Annotated in this window: 24 protein-coding genes; 9 read left to right on the forward strand and 15 right to left on the reverse strand. The window is 55.6% G+C overall.

What is annotated here, in order from left to right:
* Nucleotides 1–70 precede the first annotated feature (70 nt).
* Complete coding sequence (locus CSTAT_RS07695) at nucleotides 71–736, forward strand: ACT domain-containing protein (RefSeq protein ID WP_075723855.1); 666 nt, start codon at nucleotides 71–73, stop codon at nucleotides 734–736.
* A 229-nt stretch (nucleotides 737–965) separates the two neighbouring features.
* Nucleotides 966–2,369, forward strand: coding sequence for a DHA2 family efflux MFS transporter permease subunit (locus CSTAT_RS07700; protein ID WP_075723856.1), 1,404 nt, complete (start codon nucleotides 966–968; stop codon nucleotides 2,367–2,369).
* Between the two features lie 83 nt (nucleotides 2,370–2,452).
* Here CSTAT_RS07700 and ligA read toward each other — a convergent pair whose 3' ends face one another.
* On the reverse strand, nucleotides 2,453–4,522 hold the full coding sequence (gene ligA, locus CSTAT_RS07705; RefSeq protein ID WP_075723006.1) for an NAD-dependent DNA ligase LigA: 2,070 nt from the start codon (nucleotides 4,520–4,522) through the stop codon (nucleotides 2,453–2,455).
* A gap of 88 nt (nucleotides 4,523–4,610) precedes the next feature.
* On the opposite strand from ligA, the gene CSTAT_RS07710 reads away from it, so the two are divergent.
* The 4 genes from CSTAT_RS07710 to CSTAT_RS07725 all read left to right on the forward strand — a co-directional run bounded on the left by CSTAT_RS07710 (nucleotide 4,611) and on the right by CSTAT_RS07725 (nucleotide 7,239).
* The gene (locus tag CSTAT_RS07710) at nucleotides 4,611–5,282 is read left to right on the forward strand and encodes a 3'-5' exonuclease (RefSeq protein WP_075723007.1); all 672 of its coding nucleotides are present in this window, start codon (nucleotides 4,611–4,613) and stop codon (nucleotides 5,280–5,282) included.
* A 118-nt stretch (nucleotides 5,283–5,400) separates the two neighbouring features.
* A complete protein-coding gene (locus CSTAT_RS07715; RefSeq protein ID WP_075723857.1) occupies nucleotides 5,401–5,943 on the forward strand; it encodes an ArsR/SmtB family transcription factor in 543 nt (180 codons plus the stop codon).
* 22 nt (nucleotides 5,944–5,965) lie between these two features.
* Nucleotides 5,966–6,955: a serine hydrolase domain-containing protein gene (locus CSTAT_RS07720; protein ID WP_075723008.1), complete on the forward strand. Its 990-nt coding sequence runs from the start codon at nucleotides 5,966–5,968 to the stop codon at nucleotides 6,953–6,955.
* Nucleotides 6,955–7,239, forward strand: a complete 285-nt coding sequence (locus CSTAT_RS07725; protein ID WP_066794625.1) for a hypothetical protein — start codon at nucleotides 6,955–6,957, stop codon at nucleotides 7,237–7,239. The genes CSTAT_RS07720 and CSTAT_RS07725 overlap by 1 nt, the downstream gene beginning before the upstream one ends.
* On the opposite strand, the gene CSTAT_RS07730 is transcribed toward CSTAT_RS07725, so the two are convergent.
* Both CSTAT_RS07730 and mnmA read right to left on the reverse strand, forming a co-directional pair.
* Nucleotides 7,236–8,186: a uroporphyrinogen decarboxylase/cobalamine-independent methonine synthase family protein gene (locus CSTAT_RS07730; RefSeq protein WP_075723009.1), complete on the reverse strand. Its 951-nt coding sequence runs from the start codon at nucleotides 8,184–8,186 to the stop codon at nucleotides 7,236–7,238. The genes CSTAT_RS07725 and CSTAT_RS07730 overlap by 4 nt on opposite strands.
* A gap of 10 nt (nucleotides 8,187–8,196) precedes the next feature.
* Complete coding sequence (gene mnmA, locus CSTAT_RS07735; RefSeq protein WP_075723010.1) at nucleotides 8,197–9,282, reverse strand: tRNA 2-thiouridine(34) synthase MnmA; 1,086 nt, start codon at nucleotides 9,280–9,282, stop codon at nucleotides 8,197–8,199.
* Between the two features lie 27 nt (nucleotides 9,283–9,309).
* Between mnmA and CSTAT_RS07740 the strand changes: the two genes are divergently transcribed.
* Nucleotides 9,310–10,164, forward strand: coding sequence for a spermidine synthase (locus tag CSTAT_RS07740; protein ID WP_075723011.1), 855 nt, complete (start codon nucleotides 9,310–9,312; stop codon nucleotides 10,162–10,164).
* Between the two features lie 53 nt (nucleotides 10,165–10,217).
* Here the strand turns inward: CSTAT_RS07740 and CSTAT_RS07745 are convergent, their stop codons facing one another.
* The 7 genes from CSTAT_RS07745 to CSTAT_RS07775 all read right to left on the reverse strand — a co-directional run bounded on the left by CSTAT_RS07745 (nucleotide 10,218) and on the right by CSTAT_RS07775 (nucleotide 17,716).
* Nucleotides 10,218–11,390 carry a glycoside hydrolase family 25 protein gene (locus CSTAT_RS07745; RefSeq protein WP_075723012.1) on the reverse strand — a complete coding sequence of 391 codons (1,173 nt, stop codon included), beginning with the start codon at nucleotides 11,388–11,390 and terminating at the stop codon, nucleotides 10,218–10,220.
* Nucleotides 11,391–11,650: 260 nt separating this feature from the next.
* Nucleotides 11,651–12,778, reverse strand: a complete 1,128-nt coding sequence (locus tag CSTAT_RS07750; RefSeq protein WP_075723013.1) for a cysteine desulfurase family protein — start codon at nucleotides 12,776–12,778, stop codon at nucleotides 11,651–11,653.
* Entirely contained in the window at nucleotides 12,778–13,719 is a 942-nt protein-coding gene (locus CSTAT_RS07755; RefSeq protein WP_075723014.1) for an electron transfer flavoprotein subunit alpha/FixB family protein, read from the reverse strand. Before CSTAT_RS07755 ends, CSTAT_RS07750 begins: the two co-directional genes overlap by 1 nt.
* 13 nt (nucleotides 13,720–13,732) lie before the next feature.
* On the reverse strand, nucleotides 13,733–14,536 hold the full coding sequence (locus CSTAT_RS07760; RefSeq protein WP_075723015.1) for an electron transfer flavoprotein subunit beta/FixA family protein: 804 nt from the start codon (nucleotides 14,534–14,536) through the stop codon (nucleotides 13,733–13,735).
* A gap of 107 nt (nucleotides 14,537–14,643) precedes the next feature.
* Entirely contained in the window at nucleotides 14,644–15,882 is a 1,239-nt protein-coding gene (locus tag CSTAT_RS07765) for a THUMP-like domain-containing protein (protein ID WP_075723016.1), read from the reverse strand.
* Nucleotides 15,858–16,742 carry an NUDIX hydrolase gene (locus CSTAT_RS07770; RefSeq protein WP_083640767.1) on the reverse strand — a complete coding sequence of 295 codons (885 nt, stop codon included), beginning with the start codon at nucleotides 16,740–16,742 and terminating at the stop codon, nucleotides 15,858–15,860. Before CSTAT_RS07770 ends, CSTAT_RS07765 begins: the two co-directional genes overlap by 25 nt.
* A 104-nt stretch (nucleotides 16,743–16,846) precedes the next feature.
* Nucleotides 16,847–17,716, reverse strand: a complete 870-nt coding sequence (locus CSTAT_RS07775; protein ID WP_075723017.1) for an ABC transporter ATP-binding protein — start codon at nucleotides 17,714–17,716, stop codon at nucleotides 16,847–16,849.
* A gap of 79 nt (nucleotides 17,717–17,795) precedes the next feature.
* Here CSTAT_RS07775 and CSTAT_RS07780 point away from each other — a divergent pair, with 79 nt between their 5' ends.
* Both CSTAT_RS07780 and glgB read left to right on the forward strand, forming a co-directional pair.
* Nucleotides 17,796–19,823, forward strand: a complete 2,028-nt coding sequence (locus tag CSTAT_RS07780; protein WP_075723018.1) for a maltotransferase domain-containing protein — start codon at nucleotides 17,796–17,798, stop codon at nucleotides 19,821–19,823.
* A 40-nt stretch (nucleotides 19,824–19,863) separates the two neighbouring features.
* Nucleotides 19,864–21,981, forward strand: a complete 2,118-nt coding sequence (glgB, locus tag CSTAT_RS07785) for a 1,4-alpha-glucan branching protein GlgB (RefSeq protein WP_075723019.1) — start codon at nucleotides 19,864–19,866, stop codon at nucleotides 21,979–21,981.
* On the opposite strand, the gene CSTAT_RS07790 is transcribed toward glgB, so the two are convergent.
* The 5 genes from CSTAT_RS07790 to nucS form a co-directional block, all read right to left on the reverse strand.
* Nucleotides 21,978–22,913: a tetratricopeptide repeat protein gene (locus CSTAT_RS07790; protein ID WP_075723020.1), complete on the reverse strand. Its 936-nt coding sequence runs from the start codon at nucleotides 22,911–22,913 to the stop codon at nucleotides 21,978–21,980. The genes glgB and CSTAT_RS07790 overlap by 4 nt on opposite strands.
* Nucleotides 22,914–22,945: 32 nt before the next feature.
* Nucleotides 22,946–23,260: a thiamine-binding protein gene (locus CSTAT_RS07795; RefSeq protein ID WP_075723021.1), complete on the reverse strand. Its 315-nt coding sequence runs from the start codon at nucleotides 23,258–23,260 to the stop codon at nucleotides 22,946–22,948.
* Nucleotides 23,261–23,354: 94 nt separating this feature from the next.
* Entirely contained in the window at nucleotides 23,355–23,822 is a 468-nt protein-coding gene (locus CSTAT_RS07800) for a hypothetical protein (protein WP_156845104.1), read from the reverse strand.
* Nucleotides 23,823–23,885: 63 nt separating this feature from the next.
* Complete coding sequence (locus CSTAT_RS07805; RefSeq protein WP_075723023.1) at nucleotides 23,886–24,197, reverse strand: hypothetical protein; 312 nt, start codon at nucleotides 24,195–24,197, stop codon at nucleotides 23,886–23,888.
* Nucleotides 24,198–24,226: 29 nt separating this feature from the next.
* On the reverse strand, nucleotides 24,227–24,919 hold the full coding sequence (gene nucS, locus CSTAT_RS07810) for an endonuclease NucS (RefSeq protein WP_066794676.1): 693 nt from the start codon (nucleotides 24,917–24,919) through the stop codon (nucleotides 24,227–24,229).
* Nucleotides 24,920–24,975: the final 56 nt, after the last annotated feature.

The raw sequence follows: 24,975 nt of genomic DNA on the forward strand, positions 1-24,975 counted from the left end.
AGGTTGTAGCATGGAACACAATAGCCTTGCCTTTGGTTTAGTTTATTTAGAGAAAGCCTTTCATCAACCAATGTCTTTTTTAATCCGTGTCCAACTTCCCGATACTCCCGGCAGCCTTGGTGAATTAGCCGAAGCTATCGGCGCCGTCGACGGCAATATTAAATCCGTCGATATTGTAGATACGGCCTCTGATGGAACGGTAACCGATGACATCGTGGTCGAACTACCCGTTGGCACCTTGGCTGATACACTTATTACTGCAGCCAGCACCGTGAAAGGTGCCGAAGTAGATTCCATCCGCCCATTCTCCGGGCGTGTGGATCGGCGCGGGCAGATTAACTTGCTGTCCTCTATCGCAAAAAAGACGCACAATATTCAAGCCGCCATGGAACAGCTCGTCCAGGCTATGCCGCAGGCACTGACTTCTAGCTGGGCAATTGTTGCTGATACTTCAGGAACGATCAAACGTGTCGCGGGTTCTTCTGCTGCTCCCGAAGATGATGGCACTGTCCCCTCCGACTTGGAAGTTGATACCGCGCGCCACCTCAATCCTGACACAGAGGATTGGATCCCAACTTCTTGGGCGCTGTTGGACTCATCCCTTGCGGCAACGCCCATCGGTTCTACCGGTTTAGTGCTTATCATCGGCCGCGTTGGCGGACCAGACTTCTTGGCTTCTGAGGTTGAGCATTTAGGAAACCTCGGCACCATCTTGGGCGCATTTTTAAACAAATAGCCGCCTGTTAATTTTCACCGGCCCATCTTGCCGCCAGTAAGTTGTTGCAGCTCACTGGCCAGGTCGGTCGGTGTTTTGCTGCGGGCGTAGATAGCGCATTTTCTGCCCCAACGTACATCCTGGTTTAGACTAGAACGCTTAGGCTATAATTTGGCCGAATTTTCTCCTCTTTTGTTATAAATAGAAAAAGGTTCTAGTGCGTTCCCGCCTTTCTCAATCTGCTTCTGTAATGCAGAAGTCCCCAGAAATTTCTCCGCAACAATCCTGGCGCGCTTTAGCCGCGCTGTGCACCGGGTTATTTATCACCATGATGGACCAGACCCTGGTGGCCGTTGCACTCCCCCGCATCCGCGAAGACTTGGGAGCCAGCATTAACCAAGCAGTGTGGGTATCTGCGGTCTATCTCCTGACTTTCGCAGTGCCACTGCTTATCGCCGGTCGCCTGGGCGACCGCTTCGGTCAACGCAATGTGTACCTCGCAGGCATTAGCCTGTTTACTTTAGGCGCAGTTGCCTGTGCTTTTGCTCCAACGATTGAAATGCTTATCGCTTTGCGTGCTGTACAAGGCCTCGGCGCATCCCTGGCCAACCCGCAACCGCTGAGCGTAATCAACAAAATCTTCCCACGTGAGCGCCGCGGTTCTGCCATGGGCGTGTGGAGCGCTGTCGCCGGTTCTGCTGGACTTTTCGGTCCCGTCGTCGGTGGCGTGTTGGTAGGTTTCGTCGGCTGGCGCTGGACATTCTTCCTCTACTTGCCACTAGGACTGGTGTGCCTGACGTTGGTTGCACTGTGGGTGCCGAAGCTGCCAACGATGAGCGGCCGCATCGATTTCCTAAGCGCTCTGGTTTCTCTAATCGCCGTGCTCGCTGTGGTTTTCTCCGTACAGCAGGGTCCCGATTTGGGCTGGCCGCTGTGGCTGTGGGCACTGCTGGTCTTAGGGCTCGTGGCCGCGGTGGTGTTTGTCCGTTTACAAAAGACCGCTTCCCGGCGCGGCGCCGAGGCGCTTGTCCCCCTGGATTTGTTCCAGCACCGCAATTTCTCTTTAGGCCTTTTCGCTGTCGCGATGCTCGGGTTTACGGTTTATGCCGTGAACTTGCCCATCATGTTGTACCTGCAAGAAAGCGCTGGCCTAACGTCGCAATCCGCGGGTCTATTGCTGGTTCCGATGGCAGTAATCTCCATGTTCATCGCCCCAGTGATTGGCCGCATTACTGACCGGGTCAGCCCAGGTGGCGTATCCATCCTCGGTTTTTCTTCGTTGATTTCATCCATGGTGCTTTTTGGAATCTTCATGTTCTTAGAAGTTCCCGCCGCTTGGATGCTGGTGCCGATTATCTTATTGGGTGCAGCTAATGGTTTATGTTGGTCGCCGAATTCTACGATTTCAATGCGTGATCTGCCGCCGCACCTCGTTGGCGCTGCATCTGGTGTGTATAACACCGCCCGCCAAGTGGGCGCGGTATTAGGCGCAGCCAGCCTTGGCGCAGTGATGCAGATTGCCGGTCAGCATTTCTCTCTCCATAGCACAATGGGCGCCGCGATGTTATTCCCAGTGCTCTTCTTAGTCTGTGGCCTTATCGCGGTTGCCAATTTTCAGGCGCATCCCCGGGTTGTCAGCACTTCGAAGCCTTAATACGTCCCAAGAGATGGGGTCTAGTTGGCATTTATTGCCGCCTAGACCCCAATTCTGTTTCATTGGTGATACGACTACAGATACTAGCCTTCTTCCGGGACAGCGCCGGTAGCCAGCAGAGTTTCAAAGCCTGCTTCATTAAGAATGGTCACGCCTAGGTCGCGGGCTTTAGTTTCCTTCGAGCCAGCGTTTTCTCCTGCCACCACGAAGTCAGTCTTCTTCGATACTGAGCCGGATGCTTTGCCACCGCGCGAAATAATTGCTTCTTTGGCGCTATCGCGGGAGAAGTTTTCCAAGGTGCCCGTGACCACGATGGTCAATCCTTCCAAAGTCTGTTCTGGCTTATCGGATTCATCGATAGCCATGGTGACCCCAGCGGCAGACCACTTCTCAACGATGGTGCGGTGCCAATCCACCTCAAACCACTCTTTGAAGCTTTCGGCAATAATGTGTCCCACGCCATCTGTTTGCGCGATATCTTCTACATCAGCGTCGCGCGCGGCGTCTAAAGAGCCGTAGCGTGAAGCGATCGCACGCGCAGCTGTTGGGCCGACATGGCGGATAGACAACGCCACCAGCACGCGCCACAAATCTGTGTGGCGCGCAGTTTCTAGGTTGCTGAGAAGTTTCTTGCCCGAAGCATTCACATTGCCAGCCTTGGTGGTGTAGACATCAGACTTCTTTAATAGCTCTTCCGTCAGGTCAAAGAGTTCTGACTCATCTTCTAGAACACCACGTTCAATGAGATCGATAGCGCCCTTCTCCCCTAGTGCCTCAATGTCGAAGGCACCTCGCCCGGCAAGGTATTCCAGACGCGCCGATAGCTGCGCTGGGCAGGTACGGGTGTTGGGGCATCGCCAGTCGGCATCGCCTTCTTTTTGCGGCGCAAGTTTTGTGCCACAAGATGGACAGTCTTCAGGGAAAGTCCACTCGACCTCACTGCCGTCACGCTTTTCCAGTACTGGGCCCAGCACCTCTGGAATGATTTCGCCGGCTTTACGGATGATGACGGTATCGCCAATCAACACGCCCTTGCGCTTGACCTCAGATTGGTTGTGCAAAGTTGCCATCGAAACCGTGGAGCCTGATACGAAAACAGGGTTCATCACCGCATAAGGAGTAACGCGTCCAGTACGTCCCACGCCGACTTCAATATTCAACAGCTTGGTGGTCACTTCCTCTGGTGGATACTTATAAGCAATTGCCCATCGAGGCGCACGAGAAGTCGCGCCAAAGCTGCGCTGGGTTGCCAGGTCATCGACCTTGATGACCACGCCATCCATCTCAAATTCAGCGTCATGGCGGTGGTCCGCCCAATACTTGACCTTGTCTTGGACTTCCTTGGACGTTGTCACGCGCTCGGTGTAAGGCGAAACCGGCAAGCCCCAAGCAGCGATCGCGGCATAGGCATCGTGCTGGCTTTGCGGAGTAAACCCATCGCGGGCACCAATGCCGTGTGCGACTAAGCGCAAGCGACGCTTTTTCACCTCTTCAGGGTTTTTCATACGCAAACCACCGGCTGCTGAGTTTCGAGGATTGGCAAAAGCCTGCTTACCGTCAGCAGTGCGTTCCTCGTTGAGGGTGTCGAAGTCTTCTGGGCGCATGTAAATCTCTCCGCGGATTTCCACCAAGGCAGGCACCGGGTATTCATCCGTTCCCTGAAGCTCGTGTGGAATGGATTCAATTACCTTCGCATTTGCGGTGATATCTTCGCCGACGCGGCCATCGCCACGCGTTGCCGCGGTAGTAAGCTTGCCGTCCCGGTAGACCAAGTCGATTGATGCACCGTCGATTTTCAGCTCTGCTAAATAAGCCTTGGCCGGAGTACGGTCTAGCCAGTCTTGTAGCTCGGAAGCATTGAAAACGTTGTCCAAGCTCATCATTCGCTCAAGGTGCTCAATATCTGCGAATGCTGAATCAGCCGCCGGTGCTGAACCTACCTCTTGGGTGGGCGATTCTGGAACCACCAATTGCGGATGCGCGGATTCCAGCGCCACAAGCTCTTGAAATAGGGCATCAAAATCAGCATCGGGGATCGATGGCTGCTCGTTGTAGTAAAGCTCACGGTGGCGTCGCACTTCTTGGGCAAGCTCGGCCCAACGCTTCTGTGCTTCTTCCGGGGTTAGCTGGTCAAATGAATCAGTAGCAGTCACGCTTTCCAATTCTAGTGGGATCGAGGTTGCAACCGGGATATTCCCCCACTCGGCGCCAATGTCTGCCCCTGCCTATAAAGTAAAGGCCATGAACTTCGACGCCTCCAAGATGCTTTCCTTCGACCTTGAAACCACCTCCGTCAATACTCGCGAAGCCAAAATCGTTACCTCTGCGGTCATTCGCATCGCCGGCCGTGATGTAGTGAAGAAAGAAACCCTCGCCGACCCGGGCGTAGAAATCCCCGAAGCAGCAGCCAAGATTCACGGCATCACCACGGAAAAGGCTCGTGCAGAAGGCCGCCCGCACGATGAAGTCCTGCATGAGACCGTCAATGCCATTAAAACTGCGTGGGACGAAGGCTTTACCCTCATTGTCTACAACGCGCCTTATGACCTATCCGTGCTGCGCAACCTCACTGGCGACTTCACAGTCACAGGCCCGGTCTTTGACCCTTATCTCATCGACCGTGTTAAAGACCGCTACCGCAAGGGCAAGCGCACCTTGGGCGACTTGTGCCGCGAGTACAAGGTCACTTTAGATAATGCCCACGAAGCAACCGCCGATGCTTTGGCTGCCGCGCGCATTGCGTGGAAACAAGTCAACCAACGTTGGCCTGAGCTTAAAGACATGGACTCTGATGAGCTCATGGAGTTTCAAGCGGTTAATTTCTACGACCTAGCTGTTGATCAGAAGAAATACTTCGAAGGTATCGGGCGCGATGTCTCCGACTTCAACATGTCCTGGCCGCTGCAGGGCTAAATACTTAGATAGTGAGCGCTGCCTCTCCACCTATTCCAAAAATTTCAACGCCTTTGTAAATTAAGGGAATTATTTCCTGAATGTTGAAATCATTCCCGCAATGATGGAAGATGGGTTTATGTCTTCGATCCCAGAACCGCAACGCAACACGAGGAACGCCACGCAGCCCGCCAGCGCCGAAGAGCGCTTGGCGGCGCTGGAAGATCGTGTTGAGGCGCTTGAGAACGCCGCTGCAGAATCTTCTGCGGCACAAGGGTTTTGGGTTGTGGATGCTCTTCATGCTCAACGTGACCAGATTCCTGAGGGCTCAGTTATTTTCGGCGGCGATATCGACGCAGCCGGTGGCAGCTATAGCTACCAGTGGCAACGTCCCATCTCAACGCTTACTGAACCTTCAATGTGGAGTGAAAGCTTTGAACGCCTTTCCGCACTGGCACATCCGGTACGCGGGGAGATTTTGCGCCGATTACTGCAAGCTCCGGCTCAGGTCGCAGAGCTTGTCGGTGAAGAGATAGTCACATCCACGTCGACGGCATATCACCATCTATCTGCGCTTTCTCATGCTGGTTGGATTAAAAAATCCGGCAGCGGGACTTATGAGATTGCGCCAGCGCGGGTAATTCCGCTGCTGACCATCATTTCAGCTGGTGAGGACCACTAGCTCAAGCAAAGGGGTAAGCGCCATGAAAAGATCGGTTCTTTTCGGCATCCTGGCAACCGTCGTCGTACTCATCGGACTTTTGATCGTAGGTCCACAGCGCATCGCGTTGGCAAAGAACAACACGGGCGATGAGGAATTAGCACACAAGCTGCGAGAAAACGCAGGCAAAGCCCAAAACCAGATCACTGCCTTTACTTTCCACAATGGCGAAACAACCTTCGCAGGTGTCGGTGCCGATGAAAACACTGAAGTAGAAGTTGGCTCTGTGACCAAGACTTTCACCACTGAACTTTTACGCCAGCAAGTCGAAAGCGGAGACATCAAATTAGACACCACGGTTGGAGACATCATTGATGTCGAAGGCAGTGAAGTCGCGGATGTCACCATGCTGGAATTGGCTGAGCATACTTCCGGTCTTCCGCGCTTGGACAAGGATAATTTTAAGATTTTCGGGAATCTTTTTGCGGCAAACCCTTACCTCGGCATTACTCAAGAAGATATCTTCGATGCTGCTCGGACAGCGAGTTTGAGTGGTCGAGGTGAGGAGAACTATTCCAATTTTGGCGTCGCACTACTCGGACAGTTACTAGCGGTCAACGCCAATGCCGACTACGCGGTCTTGGTCGAGGATAATATCCTCGACCCCGCAGAAATGAACGACACCTACGTGGGTGGCGAAACCAATATTGCTGCGGATGCACCACGTGGGTTGGCAGCTAATGGAAAAGAGACTGCGCCTTGGGGTATGGACGGCTACGCCCCTGCTGGTTCAATTCGCTCCACGGCGGCAGACATGTCCAAATACGCCAGCTTCTTGCTGGAAAATAGCGAGTTCGAATTCGGTTGGTTCCCCGAGGATTCCGGCGGCTACTGGCACAACGGTGGCACCTACGGCTTTTCCACCATGCTAATTGTGGACCCAGAAAAGAATGAAGCCTTCTTTACCAGCGGCAACACTCCGCAAGGTGTCGAAGAACTCGCCGTGGCTATCCGCCCAGGAGGTAATTCCTAATGCTTATCCCCTACGTGCTCTACCTAATACTGGCGCTTATCGTTGGCGACAATATCTACCAGATGTGGAAGCTTACTCGCCCTGTGCAACCCGCAAAGTCCACAGCCAAGGTTTTAAGCCACTTGGTCTTTACCCTGGCCATCATTGTGTTTATCGCCTACACCATGCAATGGAATGTCCTGATCTCGATATTCATGTGGTGGCTAATAGCAGTAACTACCGCGGCCTATGCGGGCGTTGCTATTTGGCGCGTATTGCGCAATAGCGAAATCAAGCAGGCTTAAAGATCGCCGGCGTCACGTTCGAGGATGCCGGCGATCTCCGCTACAAAGCGGTAAGCCTCCGCCATGTCTTTAAGGCTTTCACCTGCGGTGGCGGGGACAATATCAAGATTAGTGGTCAGGCGGATACGCGAGTGACCGATACGGTCCCAGGCTTTGGCAATGCTGATGGAGACTTGGCGTGAATCTTTCAGGCTGCCGTCGTCAAAGAAAGGATTGATCGCCAAAGCGAGGCGGTGGCCTTCTTCAATGTGCTCGCCGATGCCGTCTTGGTCAGTCGTTAACAGGTTGACGTCAATTACGGCAGTCTTTGCCACGCGGGCTGCTTCCCAGTTGGGGTGTTGCCCGGTGAAGTTCAGCAAGTCCGCATCAAATTGTTCTATGGCATCAGCTGCTACTTCAGATGGAACGGGGCGCACGGGATCGAAATCCGTGGTGCCTTTGAGACCTGCTAGGACATCACCGTAGAGAGGTTCATCAATCTGCACGGCAATATCGCAGTGGAAACGGTTTTTCAGATCCCGGATATGCTCATCCAAACCGGCATGCAAAGCAGCGGTGAGATCACGCAGGGCACCAGAATCAGTTATCGCACGGTGACCATTGGAAAGCTCCAGTGAGGCAGCAAGGGTCCACGGGCCAATAACTTGCACCTTGAGATTGTCGAGGTCATCGCCCCACAGCTCCTGCAAGATATCGAGGTCACGGTCCATTCGATCCCACATGGCACGTGATGCCAACTGTGGACGGTCGGTCAAGCGCCAGCTGCGCGGGCCCCGATCGACAGACACCGCTTCCAAAAGCCCCGCGGTGCGCCCGATAGCATCGGATCCCAAACCACGGGTGGGAAGTTGCGGCAGGTGCAAATTATCGCCGGTCTCCCCGGCGATAATATCCGCAGCAACAGCAATATCGGTGCCAGGCACCGGGCCTAATCCAAACGCCGTCATCTATCTCGTGCTAAGCCGTTTCAATAATCGTGCCGGAGCCGATGACAATATCGCCCAGCTCATCCGGAGATGGGAAGTACAGCACGGCAGCCTGTCCTGGAGCGACACCAGAGAGTGGCTCAGTGAGTTTCAAAACCATGGTGTCGGCATCCCGATCTACCTGCGCATGGCATGCCACGACGGAGCCGTGCGCACGTACCTGCACGTCGCATTCAAATTCGCCGTCCATCGCGGGGTGCAGATACTTCAAGCGGTCTGCGGTAATTTCCGTGACCTTGAGATCCTCGCGAGAGCCAACGGTTACGGTGCCAGTTTGGGCATCGATACCGGTGACATAGCGTGGGCGGCCATCGGCAGCCGGTGCCTTAATGTCCAAGCCCTTGCGCTGGCCGATGGTGTAGTTCCACGCACCATCGTGCTCGCGCAGCTCAGTACCGTCCTGGTCCACAATCATGCCCGGTCGCATGCCGATGCGCGCGCCTAAGAAAGCCTGAGTGTTGCCATCAGGGATGAAGCAGATGTCGTAAGAATCTGGCTTGGATGCCGTGGAGAAACCGTGACGCTTAGCTTCCTCACGAATCAGCGGCTTCGGAGTATCGCCGATTGGGAAGTAGCAGTAATTGAGCTCTTCTGCGGTGATAACACCCAGTACGTAGGACTGATCCTTGTTCTCATCCAAGGAACGGCGCATATAGCCGTCCTTGTCCAAGGTAGCGTAGTGGCCGGTGGCCACGGCATCAAAGCCGAGCGCCATGCCCTTGCGCAAGAGCGCTGCGAACTTAATCTTTTCATTGCAGCGTAGGCATGGGTTAGGGGTTTCACCGCGGGCATAGGAATCCACGAAGTCACTGATCACTGCTTCCTTGAATTCTTCGGAAAAGTCCCAGACGTAAAATGGGATGCCTAATTTATCGCAGATGCGTCGTGCATCCGCGGAGTCTTCCAATGAGCAGCATCCACGTGCTTTCTCACGGGTTTGTTGGGCATCTTTGTGCAGGGCAAGGTGGACGCCGACCACCTCATGTCCTGCTTCAACGGCACGAGCCGCTGCGACAGATGAGTCGACGCCTCCTGACATGGCAACCAAAACTCGCATGTTATGGGAGTGTACTCTTTATTAGCTATGGGTAAAAAGCGTGGCAAACGAGGTCACAGTTCTTCTTCATCCAGCGTTGGAGCACAGACCTCACCAATTGGTACTTATGAGATTTCTACGGGTACTGCGGAGATTGAAGCAGACCCGTTTCGCGATGGTGCATATGTCTTGCACGTCAATGGTGTCCCCAGTTCCCATATTGTTCCGGGTGAGCCGCGGGAACTCGAATTTGAGTATATGCGCTGGATTGCTGCTGCCGTCGAAGCTTTCGCACCAGGTCATCGTCTAACTCATTTAGGCGGCGGTGCCTGTTCGCTCGCGCGCTACTTTGCGGATATCTGGGATGACTCGAAGAACACCGTCGTGGAATTTGATGCCAAGCTCGGTGAGCTCGTCCGCGAGAAATTCGATATCCCGCGCGCACCGAAGGTGAAGATTCGTGCGGGTGAAGCTCGTGAGGAAACCGAGAAGTTTCTGCCGGCCTCCCGCGATGTCATCATCCGTGATGTATTCGCCGGCGCTGTCACGCCTACTCCCCTGACCACCGTGGAGTTTTTCCAAACGGCGCACCGCTCACTGGTGCCAGGTGGACTCTATGTCGCCAACTGCGGCGATCATTCTGATTTGCGCGGTGCCAAAGCAGAAGTCGCTGGACTCAAAGAAGTCTTTGGTCACGTCGCGGTTATCGCAGATCCGCCCATGCTCAAAGGCCGGCGCTACGGCAACATCATTCTGATCGCTTCAGATACTGAATTGCCTTCGCAGCACCAAGAGATGACCTCTCTCCTACTTGGCGGCGCGGTGCCTGCACACTACAAGGGACCAGCCTGGATTGAAAAGTTCGCAACTGGTGCATCTGGTCGCCATGACGAGGATGACTAGTAAGCGTTAGTGAAGCACTAGTGGAGTATGAAGCTCTAACGCTTCTTACGGGTTTATTGCTGGGCGATCTCTGTGAGCGCACCGACGGCGGCTTCATACTCTGGGGATTCGGCAGCGCCTGCTGGCGCCACGCCGTTCTCTTCAGCAACGTGCTGGGCGTTATCCAGCAGCAGCACCAAGTCGCCTAGGGTGTAGTGGCCATTGGCCATCTCTTTAAGTTGTTCGACTGGCAAATTGTTCTGCGCAATCAGGTCATTGACGACATCGGGAAGGCCGTCAAGGTTGGCGTTCTCGGCGGCATCGACAAGCGCTGGCGCTGCGATGACCCCTGCTGCCAGAGCTAAGATAACACCGATGATTGCTGCGGCGTCGCCACCTAAATCAATACCTTCGTCAACGGTCAAGCCTTCCAGCTTGCCTCCGGAGGCTTCCAGCTGACCCGCGGAGAACATATTCAACTGATTTTCATCGCCGTTAAAGAGGTTCAAGTCCACGTTTCCAGCAATGCCATTGACGCGGCCGGCATCAGAGCGCTGCCACATATCCAGTTTGTCCCAACCGCCAACCGGCTGCGGTGCGGTGGACTGATAAGCCGCCAGCCACAGCGGGTAGTTCGCAAATTCCTGGGAGTTATTCATCTGCTCAATCCAGAAATAGCGGTAGGTATAGACCATTGGCGTGCGGCCGGTTAGTGACTGCAGCTCGTTTAAGAACTCACGCGTCCAGGCGCTAAGCTGCTCCGGGCTTTTGCCTTCAGCAACTTCTAAGTCCAGCACAGGTGGCAAAGAGTGATTACCCACCTGGTTATATTGCGCGGCATAGTGCTGAGCCTGTGCACGTGGGTCACCCGCGGGGCGCGCGTAGTGGTAGGTACCGACTTTCATGCCGCTTGCCGCAGCCTGTGAGGTATCTTCTGCCAAGTGTTCATTAGTCCACGTGGATCCTTCCGAGGCCTTGATGACAGCAAAGGATTGGCCGTCGGTGCGGACCTGATCCCACGCAATCGCTTGGCCATCAGGGTGCTGCCAGCGGGAGACATCCACACCGGAGGCGATACCTGGCACGGTCGATGCCGTGGGGTTTACAGAACCCGGCACAACGCCTTCCGGCAATTCGATCGGAAGATTCGCTGGTAGACCAGGAATCGCCGTGGCAGGAAGGACCAATAAGGATCCAGCAACGGCAGCGGTGGCGGTCACGGCAGTAAGCAAGCGGAGTTTACGCATGCATCACAGCCTAACTGAATTCACTTTAGTCACATACGTTTCATGCGTAACAATTTCGACATTTCATCCAACATTCATCTTCCGCGCCCCCTTCGAGAGGGTTTCCCGTGCCAGTCAGAAAGCCAAGGGAAAATTTAAGGAAAAGTCTGCATAAAAATAAAAATCTTCAGCACGCGGCGAGTTGCGAAGTATAATTTCGCGCTCCACGGTGCCGAAGATTTCTTGTGCTGGAAGTCGTAGCTGGCTAAAAAGATAGCCCCCTAGACTGAGCGGGCGAGCGCCACGACCTCTGGGAGGAGGCCCAGCAGCTCATTGACGTCGGCTTCGGTGCTTAACCGGCCCAGGGTAAAGCGCAGGGAGCCTCTGCCCTGCTCATCGTCAACGCCCATGGCTTCGAGCACATGCGACATGCGGTTAACCCCTGCGTGGCAGGCAGAGCCAGTAGCGGCCTCAACCCCGCGCTGGTCCAGCAACATGATCAGACTATCGCCATCGGTGCCGGGGAAAGAGACGTGCAGGTGTGAATCCAAGGAAGGTTCATTGGTGTTGATGACGGCATCATCGATGCTGCCCAAAATGCCCTCGCGCAGTTGGTTGCGCAGCGCAAGAATATGCGCGGTTTCCTGCTCCATCTGCTCGACAGATTCTTTCAATGCAGCGGCCAGGCCCGAAGCGCCAGCAACGTCGTTGGTGCCAGGGCGAATGCCACGTTCTTGCCCGCCGCCAAACATCAATGGTCGCGGTGCTGGGGTGCGCTTGGCCAGCAGGAGGCCAATACCGCGCGGTCCACCAAATTTATGCGCGCTGGCTGCCAGTGTGGCAGCACCTAGCTCGTGGAAATTAACCGGCAATTTGCCCACGACCTGCACAGCATCCACGTGAACGGGAGTGCCCGCGGCCGCTGCGCGGGCAACAATATCTGCGACCGGCATAATCGCGCCGGTCTCATTATTGGCCCACATGGCAGTAGCCACAGCCGCCGGAGTATCCAGCGCCGAGAGCTCGCTGATGTGCCCATCACGGCCAACCGGTAGGAGATCAACCGTGGCGCCGTGTTCTTGTTCTAAGCGAGCAACGGTATCGCGCACCGCAGAGTGCTCAATCGGCGTGGAAATAATCCGGCCCGCGCCAGCTTCATTCGAAGAAGCGTGGAAAAGACCCTGCATGGCGATATTGTCAGCTTCGGTGCCGGAGGCAGTAAAGATCACTTCAATCGGCTCGCAGCCCAGTAGCTCAGCCACGGTTTCCCGGGCGTCATCTAATACCGACCGGGCTTTGCGGCCCGAGGCATACTGCGCACCAGCATTTAACATGCCGGAAGCGTCAACCCACGCATCAATCGCAGACTGGCGCATGGGTTGGGTTGCTGCGTAATCGAAATACGACATTAGACGCGCTTCTTCAATTCTTCGACGAGTGCTGGCGCAAATTCATGCAGGTCAGCAACTACGCCGAGATCGGCGATCTGGAAGAAAGGCTCATCCTGGTCTTGGTTGACCACGACGATGGTGCCAGAGGTCTGCATACCGGAGGTGTGCTGGATAGCACCGGAGATGCCCAGACCAATGTAGAGATCCGGAGAGACGGTTACACCGGTCTGTCCGATCTGCAGCGCTGGGTCGTACCAGCCTTCATCCACGGCGTCGCGGGTAGCGCCCACGGCAGCGGAGAGAGCATCGGCCAGCGGTTCTACTACCCCGGCGAATTCATTGCCTACACCGCGGCCACCGGCCACGACGGTCTTGGCAGTGCCCAATTCCGGACGCGCCGACTTCACTGCTGGTGTGAATCCTACAACCTGCACATCGCGCTCGGTTGCTGCTGGCAGCGGCATTGGCACAACCTGCGCCTGCGCTGGTGCCTCGGAGGGCTCTACTGCACCTGGCTGCACGGTATACACCGGGCAGTTACCGTGAGCAGAAGCGGTGACCTCCGTGGAGCCGCCGAAAATCGACAAGGTTGCTGAGCGGTCTTCAGCAATCGCTGAAACATTAGCCAAGACACCGGAGGCAAGGCGTGCGCCCAAGCGGCCAGCAATCTCATTGCCCGTGCGGTCTGCCGCGATGATAATCGGCGCTGGGTTAGCCTGACCCAAAGCGTGCAGGGCATCGACCTCTGGGGTGATTAGGCGAGCGTCATAATCAGCAGCGGTGGCATTGACAACCTGCACCGCTCCGAACTTTTCCAACTCCGGGGCAAGTTCCTCAGCGTGTCCACCGACAACTACGGCAGATACAGCGCCCAAAGGACGTGCTGCAGTAATGAGTTCGGCGGTAACTGGGGCTAGCTGGCCGGCATCGTGCTCGACCAAAACATAGACGTGAGACACGTTAATTCTCCTACTAAATTAAGTTCTTCGAGGCCAAGAAGTCAGCGACCTGCGCTGCCATCTCCTCTGGGCTACCGGAATCAATAACTTCACCTGCGGTACGCGCTGGCTTTTGTGCCGACGAGTTCACCACGGTGGTAGAGGCTGCAAGGCCGACGTTGCCAGCATCCACGCCGATATCAGCGATAGACCACACGGTGACATCGTGCTTCTTCGCAGCCATGAGTCCCTTGAAGTTCGGGAAGCGTGGCTGGTCAGCCTTGTCAGTGACGGAGACAATAGCTGGCAGTGCGGCAGAAAGTTCCCAGTGCCCAGCCGCGTCTTCGCGGGTGCCGGTGACTTTGCCATCGCCCAGGTTCACAGAGAGCACATTGGTCAGTGCAGGGGCCTGGCGGTATTCTGCCAACATGCCTGCGAGCAGGCTGGTTTCACCATCGGTGGAGGTATTGCCCAAGACCACCAAGTCAACGCTACCGTGCTTTGCGGCGATAGCGTTGAGTGCATTGTGGATGACCCAGGTGGTTGCCAAAGCATCAGAGCCAGCAAGTGCGTCATCTTGTACATGCACGGCATCGTCAGCGCCCATGGCCAGGACCTTGCGCAACGCTTCATCCGCATCTGCTGGTCCAACGGTCAGTGCCACGACCTGGAATTCCGGGTTGGAGTCTTTGAGCCGCAGGGCTTGCTCAACGGAGTATTCGTTGATTTCGTCCAACATGTTGTCAACCGCTTCGCGGTTTAGCGTGTGGTCGGAGTCTAAGGTCTTGGTCGACCACGTGTCAGGAACGTGCTTGACCAGTGCCACGATCGTGGGCATTAGGCATTCACCTTTTCTTTAGATCAGTTAAATGTTGCGAAATTCATTCAACTGCCATAGTAGTAGGCATACCTACTTTAGAACTACTTTAAAGTCTCCAAAGGTGCCTAAGCCCACTCCCGCGCGGAGCAAATTAGAGCCACGCCGCGGGTGCCAATGCGGGTAATAATCACGGCATATTCTTTAGTCCCGCGCAGTTTAAGCTTCTTTCGCAGCAGGTCAGGGTCAGTATCAAGGCCGCGCACTAAAATTTCTACACGTCCGCAGTCAAGGGCTGCGAGCGCAGATTTTAATTTCTTGATGGGTACTTCTTCGATGAATCGAAACCCTGAGCGCCCGGTCGGAATTCGCGGTCCGGTCAAATATGCGATGCGATCATCTATCTGCCACAGGCCCTCACGCGCGGCATAATCTTTGACCAGCCCGGCGCGCACGATGGCTCCATCGGGGTCGATGAGAAATTCAGAAATTTCCCCGGCAGCGGGTAGGTCCTCACGGTCGCCGGAATATTCTTCTAGGACATAAGGGGCAGGTTCGCTATCGCCTTTGCTTGTCGATGCCAAAAGCACCGCCCTGCGGGTCTTCTTCAACTGCGGGCTATATAAACACGCTTCTTTGACTCCCCCATCCAGTGAAGTCACGGTAATACCGCCGTCCCAGTCGGAGAAATCCAAACCGGGTGCGCATTTCACCATGAGCGCTTTATCAACGTGGGTGGATACTAAATCCGGCAATGGCGGCAATAAGTCTGCTGGGGAGGTAATCCTTCGCCCGCCTGCCCGGCGCGCGGGATCGGCAAGAATCACTTCGGCATTGGTTGTCTGCGTCAGCGCATCTGCTTGAAAGAAGTGACCGGTGGGAACGTTGTGGCGGGCCATCGATAAGCGAATGCGATCGATATCGCTGCCGAAATAGCCGATACCCGTCCTGCGCAGTGCCGCGCCTTCAAAGCCCACGGAGCACGTAATGTCATGCACCGTTGAAACTCCCATGCTTTGTAGCTCTTGGGCGCGAAAGCGCGCTACGGGTTCCGGGGTTGCTTGCTGGATGGAATCGGTATCCACCAACCACGTGAAAATTTCAGCCTCGCTATCGCTCGCTTCATTTTCACTCCGCTCGGATGGGAGGAAGCTTGCTGAGTCTCCGGGGAATTTGTGGGTGCGCACCCCTGCCCTGCGCGCGGAAATCAGCTCTGCGACCGCGCGGGAGAACTCACCAAATTGCGTGCGCAACACAGTCATATCTGCCATGGTGGAAGCTTTGCTCAACTCGAGTGTGTGCGCAGTAGCCGCGATAACTTGCTGATTCGCGGTGAGATATTCTACTTCTGCTGATGAGAACGCCATGTAATCCGATCGATGGGAGTAGTGGTGAAAAAGTCATGGTAGCGCGGGTCATCTTTCGGGTCCCCGATGACCGGGCGGGTATCAGACAGCGAAGCTGCATCAATAACTTCTGCCACCGAGTCATACTGCGCCAAGCGTTGCAGCTGCGCCCACGTGGGGATGACCAAACGAACCAGACCCGCTTTCCAGCCGTCGAGCAATAATCGCGGTGGAAACCAGTTGGCATCGGCTGCTTCGCCGGTTTCACCATCGGGCGTTTGTCCCTCGGGCAATAATGCTACGAAAAAGAAGGTATCAAACCAGTTTTTCGCACCCGATGAGCCCACCCACCGTGCCCAGGGAATGAGCAAGTCTGAGTCAACCTTCATGGAGTTCTCTGCCAAAAAGTCGGTAAAAGAGACTTCATGGGTCTCCAGCAACTGGCGCTGGTCATGAAAAGGCGAAGAGTCTTGAATCGGGCCGTCATCATCAACAACCAACAGCGTGCCCGATTCTTCGAATAGCTCGCGGGCTGCAGCAAAGACCAAAGCGTGCGCTTTATATTTGGTCACGCCCATCCGCCGGGCCATCGACACCACAGAGCGCCCTGCCCAAAATTCACCCGAGTCCCAGGACCGCGGTGGAAAGTCACGGCTATCTACCCCGCCGCCGGGAAAGACCACGTATCCGGGATAGTTGACCATGGTGGAGACGCGCTCTTGTACCCAGACTTCCAGGCCGTTTTGCCCATCACGAATCAACAGGACGGTCGCTGCCATCCTACCGCCGTTAAATCCCGTGGTATCGGCGTGATCAATCGCATCAATCTGAGCCGGGTCAAAATGTTGAGCTCTACTCAGATTCTTATCTGTATCGCCCATTTCCCTTGTATCGTACGTCTTCCCTCCCCAAAGCTAAGACTGCTTGGAAGCCTCTACCCCCAACGGTGCGGCAAGTAGTGCGAAGTGTCGAAGACACGGCAGCACTACTTGCGGTGGCTGGTGCGCGCCGAGCGGATACGGCGAGCAAAATAGCGATCGCCGATGCGATCCACCTGAATCGGCTGATGGAATGCCTGGGAAAGATTCTGCGAGGTCATCACCGAGTTGATAAGGCCCTTGGCGACTACTTTGCCCTCGTCCAAAATCATCGCGTGGGTAAAACCATAAGGAATTTCTTCTACGTGGTGGGTAATCATCACGATTGCTGGGGCATCAGCATCCAAAGCCAAATCACCTAAGTAGCCGACTAAGTCTTCACGTCCGCCCAAGTCCATGCCGGCGGTTGGCTCATCCAGGATCAGAAGTTCAGGATCAGACATTAACGCGCGGGCTAAAATGACGCGCTTGCGCTCGCCTTCGGACAAAGTGCCCCACCTCCGCGTCGCCAGATGGTGCGCGCCGACCTGGTCGAGGATCTCGCCGACGCGGTCAAAGTCCATATCGTCGTACTCCTCGCGCCAGCGTCCTAAGACTGCATAACCGGCGGAGATAACTAAGTCTTGGACAACCTCCTCATCCGGGATGCGGTGCTGTACTGCCGCCGAGGACATACCAATCGCCGCGCGCAGATCGCGCATATCGGTCTTGCCGATGCGTTCCCCCATCACAAATGCCGTACCCACAGACGGGAATTCTTCTGCTGCTGCCATGCGCACCAGCGAAGTCTTACCCGCGCCGTTGGGGCCAATCACGACCCAACGTTCATCTAATTCCACTTGCCAATCCACTGGGCCAACCAGCGTATTGCCACCGCGGCGCAATTCCACGCCCCGGAAGTCAACGAGTAAATCATCGTGGGTTTCTAAAGTCTCGGCGGCAGCCTGCGACGGAGATTGAGCTGAAGAGTTAGACATAGGTACATTCACACCCTCTATTGTGTCCTAATTTTTGGTTGACCGGTGAAAGTGACACAGCTCGACTAACCTAGCAATCATGACTCAGCGCCTTGGGATAGATGACGTCCGCCCGCGGATCGATAATGGAAACTTAGCCGTCAAAGCAGTTGTGGGGGAAGTAGTACCCGTTACCGCTTTGGTGTGGCGCGAAGGCCACGCCGCCATCGCCGCCACTTTAAATGTGTGGTCCGATCGGGATCCTGACACTGTGGCTACCTCTACGATGACCGTGGACCGCTTTGTCCCCGACCGCGTGCACGGCATTTTCACCCCCGGCACCGAAGGCACCTGGTACTTCCGCGTTGACGCCTGGTCAGACCCAATATCGACCTGGCGCGATGCCGTCGAAAAGAAACTCGCTGCAGGCCAAGACGCTGAAGAATTAGCCAATGACTTAGCCCACGGTTCTAATCTCTACGCGCGCGCCGGGCTGGAGCTTGACGGCGATAAGGGACGCACCTTGTTGAAAGCGGGTGTGGCGCTCGATGACCGCACGGCCGGTCTCGAAGAGCGCGTGGAATTAGCGCTTTCCGATGAAGTCCGCGAGATCTTGTGGCACCACCCTTTTCGCGAGCTGCTGACCGAAGGGCCAACGCAGCAGGTACGTGTGGAGCGCCCCCAGGCATTATTTAATTCCTGGTATGAGCTTTTCCCGCGCTCCACCGGTGGCTGGGATGACAACGGCAAACCCGTGCATGGCACATTTGCCACCACTGCCAAAGCACTCGAGCGTGTAGCTGCGATGGGCTTTGACACTGTGTACTTCCCTCCGATCCACCCCATCGGGCAAGTACACCGCAAGGGTAAAAATAACACCTTGACCCCAGAAGCTGATGATGTGGGATCACCATGGGCCATTCAAGACCACACGGCCACGCACCCAGAGCTGGGCACCATGGAAGATTTCACAGCACTTGTCGAACGCGCAAATCAACTGGGTCTTGAAGTGGCACTCGATTTAGCGCTGCAAGCCTCCCCCGATCACCCGTGGGCGACAACTCATCCGGAGTTTTTCACTGTCTTAGCCGATGGCACCATCGCCTATGCAGAGAATCCGCCGAAGAAGTACCAGGATATCTATCCCATCAACTTCGATAACGCACCGGATTTGGTTTATGAAGAAATCTATCGCGTGGTCATGCTGTGGGTCGAAGCTGGCGTTAGCACCTTCCGCGTGGATAACCCGCACACTAAGCCCACGAATTTCTGGTCGTGGCTTATCACTAAAGTCCACGCGAGCCACCCCGGCGTCATCTTTCTCGCCGAAGCTTTTACCCGCCCCGCGCGTTTGTACGGTTTAGCTAAAAATGGCTTCTCTCAGTCTTATACCTACTTCACGTGGAAGACCACCAAGGAAGAACTCACAGAGTTCGCTACGGAGCACGCGCTGCAAGCAGATTTCTGCCGCCCCAACCTCTTTGTCAACACCCCGGATATTTTGCACGAGTCTTTGCAAACCGGCGGTCGCGCGATGTTTGCCATCCGCGCCGTGCTAGCGTCGACCCTCTCGCCGCTGTGGGGTGTGTACTCCGGCTATGAGCTCTACGAACACGTGCCGGTCAAACCAGGCAGCGAAGAATACCTCAACTCGGAAAAATATGAACTGCGCCCGCGCGATTTCCAGGGAGCCGTTAATTCCGGAGATTCGCTGGAAAGCTTCATCCGGCACTTGAATATGCTGCGCCGCAACAACCCTGCCTTGCAGCAATTGCGCAACCTGCATTTCCACGACGTCGATAACGCCAATGTCATGGCTTATTCCAAGGCTGATGCCACCACCGGAAATGTCATCTTGGTGGTCATCAACCTCGATCCGCGCAATGCCCAAGAAGCCACCGTCACTATTAACTACGACGCAGTTGGACTCAATGCCGAAGGTAAGAGTCCAACTGCGTCCTACCAAGTCGATGATCTTATCTCGGGCAATAGCTACGAGTGGTCGAGGCGAAACTTCGTACGCCTTGAACCACTGCGCGATGTCGCCCATATCTTCTTGCTGCCTCGGGTGCCACGGGAGCATCGAGAAGCACTGGCGTATCGCCATGTCACTGATTACCGTCCCTAATCCCGCCCCTTACTTTCATTTTCCAAGGTAGCGTTAAACCATGAGCATTCCCGCAGATGATCTGCATCTTTTAAACCAGTGCCGCCACTACAATCCACATGGCCTCTACGGCTGGCACGACGGCACAGTGCACACTCGCCGCCCTGGGGCACAGCGCGTGGAACTTGTAACCGCCACCGATGTCATAGCGATGCGCAACCTTGGCGATGATATTTTCTTCGCCGAGTTAAAAGACAATGAAGATTACCGTCTGCGCATTACCTACCCGGCCCAGCCCCCGCGCGATGTCGCCGATGGCTACCGATTCCTGCCGACTTTGGGTTCTTTGGACTTGCACCTAATTTCCGAGGGGCGTCATGAGCGCCTATGGGATGTACTTGGTGCCAATATCAAGACCTTCGACTCTGAGCTCGGCTCCATTACCGGCACAGCATTTGCCGTGTGGGCTCCCAATGCCGAAGGAGTTTCTGTCGTAGGTGATTTCTGCGGCTGGAATGCTGCGCAATACCCCATGCGTTCTTTGGGTTCGACAGGCATTTGGGAAGTCTTTATCCCCGGCATTGGCGCGGGCGAGCGGTATAAGTTCGCCATCCAGACCAAGGACGGCCACCGCATTGATAAAGCAGACCCGATGGCGCGCAAGACCCTGGCGCCACCGGAGACAGCCTCTATCATTGAAGAGTCTTCCTACCAGTGGAATGACGAGCAGTGGCTCCAAACTCGCAACTCGGACTTGAACGTCCCAATGAGCGTGTATGAAGTCCACGTCGGCTCCTGGAAGCAAGGCTCCAACTACGCAACGCTAGAAAAAGAGCTCATTCCTTATCTTTTGGAGCACGGCTTTACCCACGTGGAGCTCATGCCCGTGGCGGAGCACCCCTTCGGTGGCTCCTGGGGCTATCAAGTATCGAGCTACTACGCACCGAGTGCACGCTGGGGCAACCCGGATGAGCTTCGCTCGCTTATCGATGCTTTACACAACGCCGGCATCGGCGTCATCGTCGACTGGGTGCCAGCACACTTTCCCAAAGACTCCTTCTCCCTCGGCCGCTTCGACGGGCAGGCCTGCTACGAGCACCCTGACCCGCGCCGCGGCGAGCAACAGGACTGGGGCACCTATGTCTTTGACTTTGGCCGTAATGAAGTTCGCAACTTCCTCGTCGCCAATGCCTTGTACTGGGCAGAAGAATTCCACGTCGATGGCCTGCGCGTCGACGCAGTCGCCTCCATGCTGTATTTGGACTACTCCCGCGATGATTGGATCCCCAATGTCCATGGCGGCCGCGAAAACCTCGAAGCGGTGCAGTTTTTACAAGAAACCAACGCCACCTTGCACCGCCGCCACCCCGGCGTGCTGACAATCGCTGAAGAATCCACTTCCTGGCCAGGAGTTACCAACCCCACCGTCAACGACGGCCTGGGCTTTAATTTGAAGTGGAATATGGGCTGGATGAATGACACCTTGGAATACTTCCGCCATGACCACATCCATCGCAGCTACCACCACAGTGAGCTGACCTTTTCCATGGTCTATGCCTATTCAGAGCGCTACATGCTTCCCTTTAGCCACGATGAGGTCGTCCACGGCAAGGGCACATTGTGGACCCGGATGCCCGGCGATGACTGGAACAAGGCCGCTGGCGTGCGCGCGCTGTTTGGTTATATGTTTAGCCATCCCGGCAAGAAACTAATGTTCATGGGCTGCGAATTTGGGCAGACCACCGAATGGTCCGAAGCATATTCCGTGGACTGGTCCAATTTGGACGGCTGGGGCTATGAATACCACCACGGTATTAAGCGCCTTGTTCGCGACCTCAACCACACCTACAAAGTCCACCCGGCACTGTGGTCTCAGGATTTCACCCAAGATGGCTTCCAATGGGTCAAGGCTGACGATGGCAACAACTCCATCCTCGGCTACGTACGCTACGGCGCAGATGGCTCCACCATCTTGGCGGTGTGCAACTTCGCCGGCACCTCACAGCCTGCCTATGGCATGTGGGTGCCTTTCGACGGCGAGTGGGAGTTAATCTTAAACACCGACGACGCCGTCTATGAAGGCGCCGGCAATGAGCTTGCCCGCAACCTCACATCCAGCGATAACAACCTGCAACTACACATTCCGGCCAACTCCGTGCAGTGGTACAAGTTTCGCTAGTAGAGCGAGCTTGCTAGCTTCGTGCGGGCGGTGAGAACGCGCGGATCGGCGGCGTCGAAAAGCGCAAAAAGCTCCAGCAACCGATCGCGTACCTTGGTCTTTTCTCCGCCGACGTTGCCGGCAATCAACGCAATAAGGCGATCAAAAGCTGCCTGGGGATTGCCCGCAACGATCTCGGCATCGGCAGCAGCAAATTGCTTATCGATGTCCTCCGGTGCCTGCTGCGCATCCGCAATCGGATCCGTGGTGCGATTGGCAGGGTCCAAGCGCTTGAGCAACATCGTGGTATTGCGCGCCTGCTTGATATCAGCGTTATCTGGCTCCTGCGCGAGGATGGAGTCATACACACCGAGTGCCCCGTCAAAATCCCCGCTGTTGAGCATGCTTTCGGCCTCCGCTAGGCGGGGGTCTTCTGCTGGCTGCGGCTCTTCCTCCTGCGGCATATCTTGGGCCTCAAGGCCTTTGAGCTTCGGCCCAATCTGCTCGACTAGGGCATCAACCCACTGCTGCAAAGCCTCTTTCGGCTGTGCCCCCTCGAAGTTGGTCAACGGTTGGCCCGCGCCAATGGCAACCACGGTTGGGAGCTGCTGCACGCCAAAGACCTGAGCAATCTGCGGGAAGGTATCGGCGTCAATGTAGCCGACGAGAAACTTTAAACCACCGGCCCGCGCGAGTTCTTGAAAATCTGCCCTAAGTTGCTCCGACGCGGGCGAGCGCTGGGTGCCGATAATCGCAATAACCGGCACCTGCGTGGAACGGCGCACCACATCATTTTCAAAATTGGCGTCTGTAACCTCAAAAAATGGGGCAATTCCCCCACCCTGTCCTTGGGACTGGGCCTGATTCTTGGCAGCTTCGCGGGCTTCGGCTTGGGCCTTCACCTGGCTTAAATCTAAGGCTCCACCCACAAAGCCGGACTGCGGATTCGTCATATGAAAAATACCTCTTTAAAAGTAGCTAAATTTTACTGTGCAGAATCTGGACCGAGGTGACGGTCAATGGCCTCAACCTTGCCGCGAATCCGGTCTGCGTAGCCCGGGCGGATATCCGCCTTAATCACCAATGACACCCGCGGGGAGACAGCTTCAACCGCAGCAGTTGCTTGTTTAATGACGCCAAAGACTTCATCCCACTCACCTTCAATGAGCGTGAACATGGCGTTAGTTTCATGCGGAAGACCCGATGCGCGAACTACGCGTACTGCCTCCGCGACGGCCTCGGACATCTCAGCATCTGCGGATGGGGTGCTTGTAGGAGCTACAGAAAATGCAACAATCATGGCTTCTACTCTACCGCTCGCGGCAGTCTGCGTGGGGTTGAAAGTGCGATGTGATCGCAGGTGGTTTAAGCCAACCACCACACCACGAAGCCCCTCACCAGGCTTGCGGCAAAAAGTACGAATAGCGCCTTGGGATGCAATTGTCTTTAACGTGGAAGCCATGGTCTTGCCAACCGGCGCATTCTTCAGTACCTGGCAGCATGAGTTGACGAGGTGACCAGGTACAAATCACTAGCCAATCGGTGATGACAAGGTCAAAGAGCGCAAACATGATGCTCAGTGCCCGTGCCATTAATGCCACCTCAGCAAAGCTGGCGTCCGGGTTTTCTGCCGCCCACAACGACACCACGCTGGTGAGCGATAAGAATAAGACCACAATGAAGATGATTCCGCTTATTAACCCGGAGCGTTTCTGCGCCGTGGTCGGGGCGGGTGCAGCGTTGCGGATGTCTATTGGGTAGTCATCGATGCGCATATGGCGCAAAAAGATAGCACTGCTAGAAGCACTTCCCCGCTTAAGAACACGGCGATTGCGCCGTAGGTCGCGGTGTGTAGCCACCATGACCCCCATGCAACAGTGGACACTGTAGACACTGCAGTCCTTCTTTACACTTTAGGGGAAAGCCTAGCGCCGTTCCCAACACCGAGTATGCCAGTGACGGCGTTCTTCTACGCGCCCACCACCTTCCTGGGGCCATGCCACGATGTGCGCCATGCCGGCGAAAATGGTGCCATTGCATCCTGGACACACATAGTTTTTCTGCGCGCCGGCTGCTCCCACCCGACGCAAAATATAGGGGCGGCCAAAGTCCCACGAAGGTCCCTCAACGGTCTCAGCACCAAAGAAGGCGGCAGCATCACGCGGCAATGCACGCGGTGTCTGCTGCGCACGTGCGTGACGGAAGGAACCTTTACCCCGACGACTTTTGCGACCCATAATCTTTTAGTCCCTTAGCATTCGCCGGATTAGAAAAGACGAAGTTCGTTGGATTCAATACCGCGCAGTTCTTGATAGTCCAAGATTACGCAGCGAATGCCTCGGTCTTCCGCCAAGGTACGTGCCTGTGGCTTAATCTCCTGGGCAGCGAATACACCTTGCACGGGGGCTAGAAGGTCATCGCGGTTGAGCAATTCGAGGTAGCGAGTCAGCTGCTCTACACCATCAATTTCACCGCGGCGCTTAATCTCAACGGCTACATATCCCTTCGAGGCATCCTGCGCCATCAAATCCACCGGACCAATGGCGGTTGGATACTCCCTGCGCACCAAGGTGTAGCCCTTGCCCAAAGTCGTGATGTGCTCAGCTAAGAGCTCCTGCAAATGGGCTTCCACGCCATCTTTGACCAAGCCGGGGTCTTCGCCGAGCTCAGCTTGGATATCTTGGTGGATCTCTTCAATGGTGATGCGCAGCTGGTCACCCTTTTTATTTTCCACCAGCCACAGATACTCCCCCGTGGGCTCACCATCGATATCTTTAATCTCTGATTCTTCTAAGGTGCACGGTGGCGTCATCCAGTTCAAGGGCTTATAGGCCCTATCGTCCGCGTGCACCGAAACCGAACCATCGGCTTTGAGCAACAGCAGACGATCTGCCATGGGAAGGTGGGCATCCAAACGGCCGACATAGTCGACGGAACAACGGGCGATGACTAAACGCATGCCCACTACATTAAGCGTTCAAGCACGCGAACAAAAACTAGCCGCGCGCAGAAAAG

This window comes from Corynebacterium stationis (genome assembly GCF_001941345.1).
GTDB lineage: Bacteria > Actinomycetota > Actinomycetes > Mycobacteriales > Mycobacteriaceae > Corynebacterium > Corynebacterium stationis.

Coding starts and splice junctions, on each gene's coding strand:
- CSTAT_RS07765 (WP_075723016.1), bottom strand. CDS start 15,882: ATGGCGTTCTCATCAGCAGAAGTAGAATATCTCACCGCGAATCAGCAA.
- CSTAT_RS07710 (WP_075723007.1), top strand. CDS start 4,611: ATGAACTTCGACGCCTCCAAGATGCTTTCCTTCGACCTTGAAACCACC.
- CSTAT_RS07760 (WP_075723015.1), bottom strand. CDS start 14,536: ATGCCCACGATCGTGGCACTGGTCAAGCACGTTCCTGACACGTGGTCG.
- CSTAT_RS07725 (WP_066794625.1), top strand. CDS start 6,955: ATGCTTATCCCCTACGTGCTCTACCTAATACTGGCGCTTATCGTTGGC.
- CSTAT_RS07730 (WP_075723009.1), bottom strand. CDS start 8,186: ATGACGGCGTTTGGATTAGGCCCGGTGCCTGGCACCGATATTGCTGTT.
- CSTAT_RS07780 (WP_075723018.1), top strand. CDS start 17,796: ATGACTCAGCGCCTTGGGATAGATGACGTCCGCCCGCGGATCGATAAT.
- CSTAT_RS07790 (WP_075723020.1), bottom strand. CDS start 22,913: ATGACGAATCCGCAGTCCGGCTTTGTGGGTGGAGCCTTAGATTTAAGC.
- nucS (WP_066794676.1), bottom strand. CDS start 24,919: ATGCGTTTAGTCATCGCCCGTTGTTCCGTCGACTATGTCGGCCGTTTG.
- CSTAT_RS07700 (WP_075723856.1), top strand. CDS start 966: ATGCAGAAGTCCCCAGAAATTTCTCCGCAACAATCCTGGCGCGCTTTA.
- CSTAT_RS07795 (WP_075723021.1), bottom strand. CDS start 23,260: ATGATTGTTGCATTTTCTGTAGCTCCTACAAGCACCCCATCCGCAGAT.
- glgB (WP_075723019.1), top strand. CDS start 19,864: ATGAGCATTCCCGCAGATGATCTGCATCTTTTAAACCAGTGCCGCCAC.
- CSTAT_RS07745 (WP_075723012.1), bottom strand. CDS start 11,390: ATGCGTAAACTCCGCTTGCTTACTGCCGTGACCGCCACCGCTGCCGTT.
- CSTAT_RS07695 (WP_075723855.1), top strand. CDS start 71: ATGTCTTTTTTAATCCGTGTCCAACTTCCCGATACTCCCGGCAGCCTT.
- CSTAT_RS07775 (WP_075723017.1), bottom strand. CDS start 17,716: ATGTCTAACTCTTCAGCTCAATCTCCGTCGCAGGCTGCCGCCGAGACT.
- CSTAT_RS07770 (WP_083640767.1), bottom strand. CDS start 16,742: ATGGGCGATACAGATAAGAATCTGAGTAGAGCTCAACATTTTGACCCG.
- CSTAT_RS07805 (WP_075723023.1), bottom strand. CDS start 24,197: ATGGGTCGCAAAAGTCGTCGGGGTAAAGGTTCCTTCCGTCACGCACGT.
- CSTAT_RS07715 (WP_075723857.1), top strand. CDS start 5,401: ATGTCTTCGATCCCAGAACCGCAACGCAACACGAGGAACGCCACGCAG.
- mnmA (WP_075723010.1), bottom strand. CDS start 9,282: ATGCGAGTTTTGGTTGCCATGTCAGGAGGCGTCGACTCATCTGTCGCA.
- CSTAT_RS07740 (WP_075723011.1), top strand. CDS start 9,310: ATGGGTAAAAAGCGTGGCAAACGAGGTCACAGTTCTTCTTCATCCAGC.
- CSTAT_RS07720 (WP_075723008.1), top strand. CDS start 5,966: ATGAAAAGATCGGTTCTTTTCGGCATCCTGGCAACCGTCGTCGTACTC.
- CSTAT_RS07800 (WP_156845104.1), bottom strand. CDS start 23,822: ATGGTGGCTACACACCGCGACCTACGGCGCAATCGCCGTGTTCTTAAG.
- CSTAT_RS07750 (WP_075723013.1), bottom strand. CDS start 12,778: ATGTCGTATTTCGATTACGCAGCAACCCAACCCATGCGCCAGTCTGCG.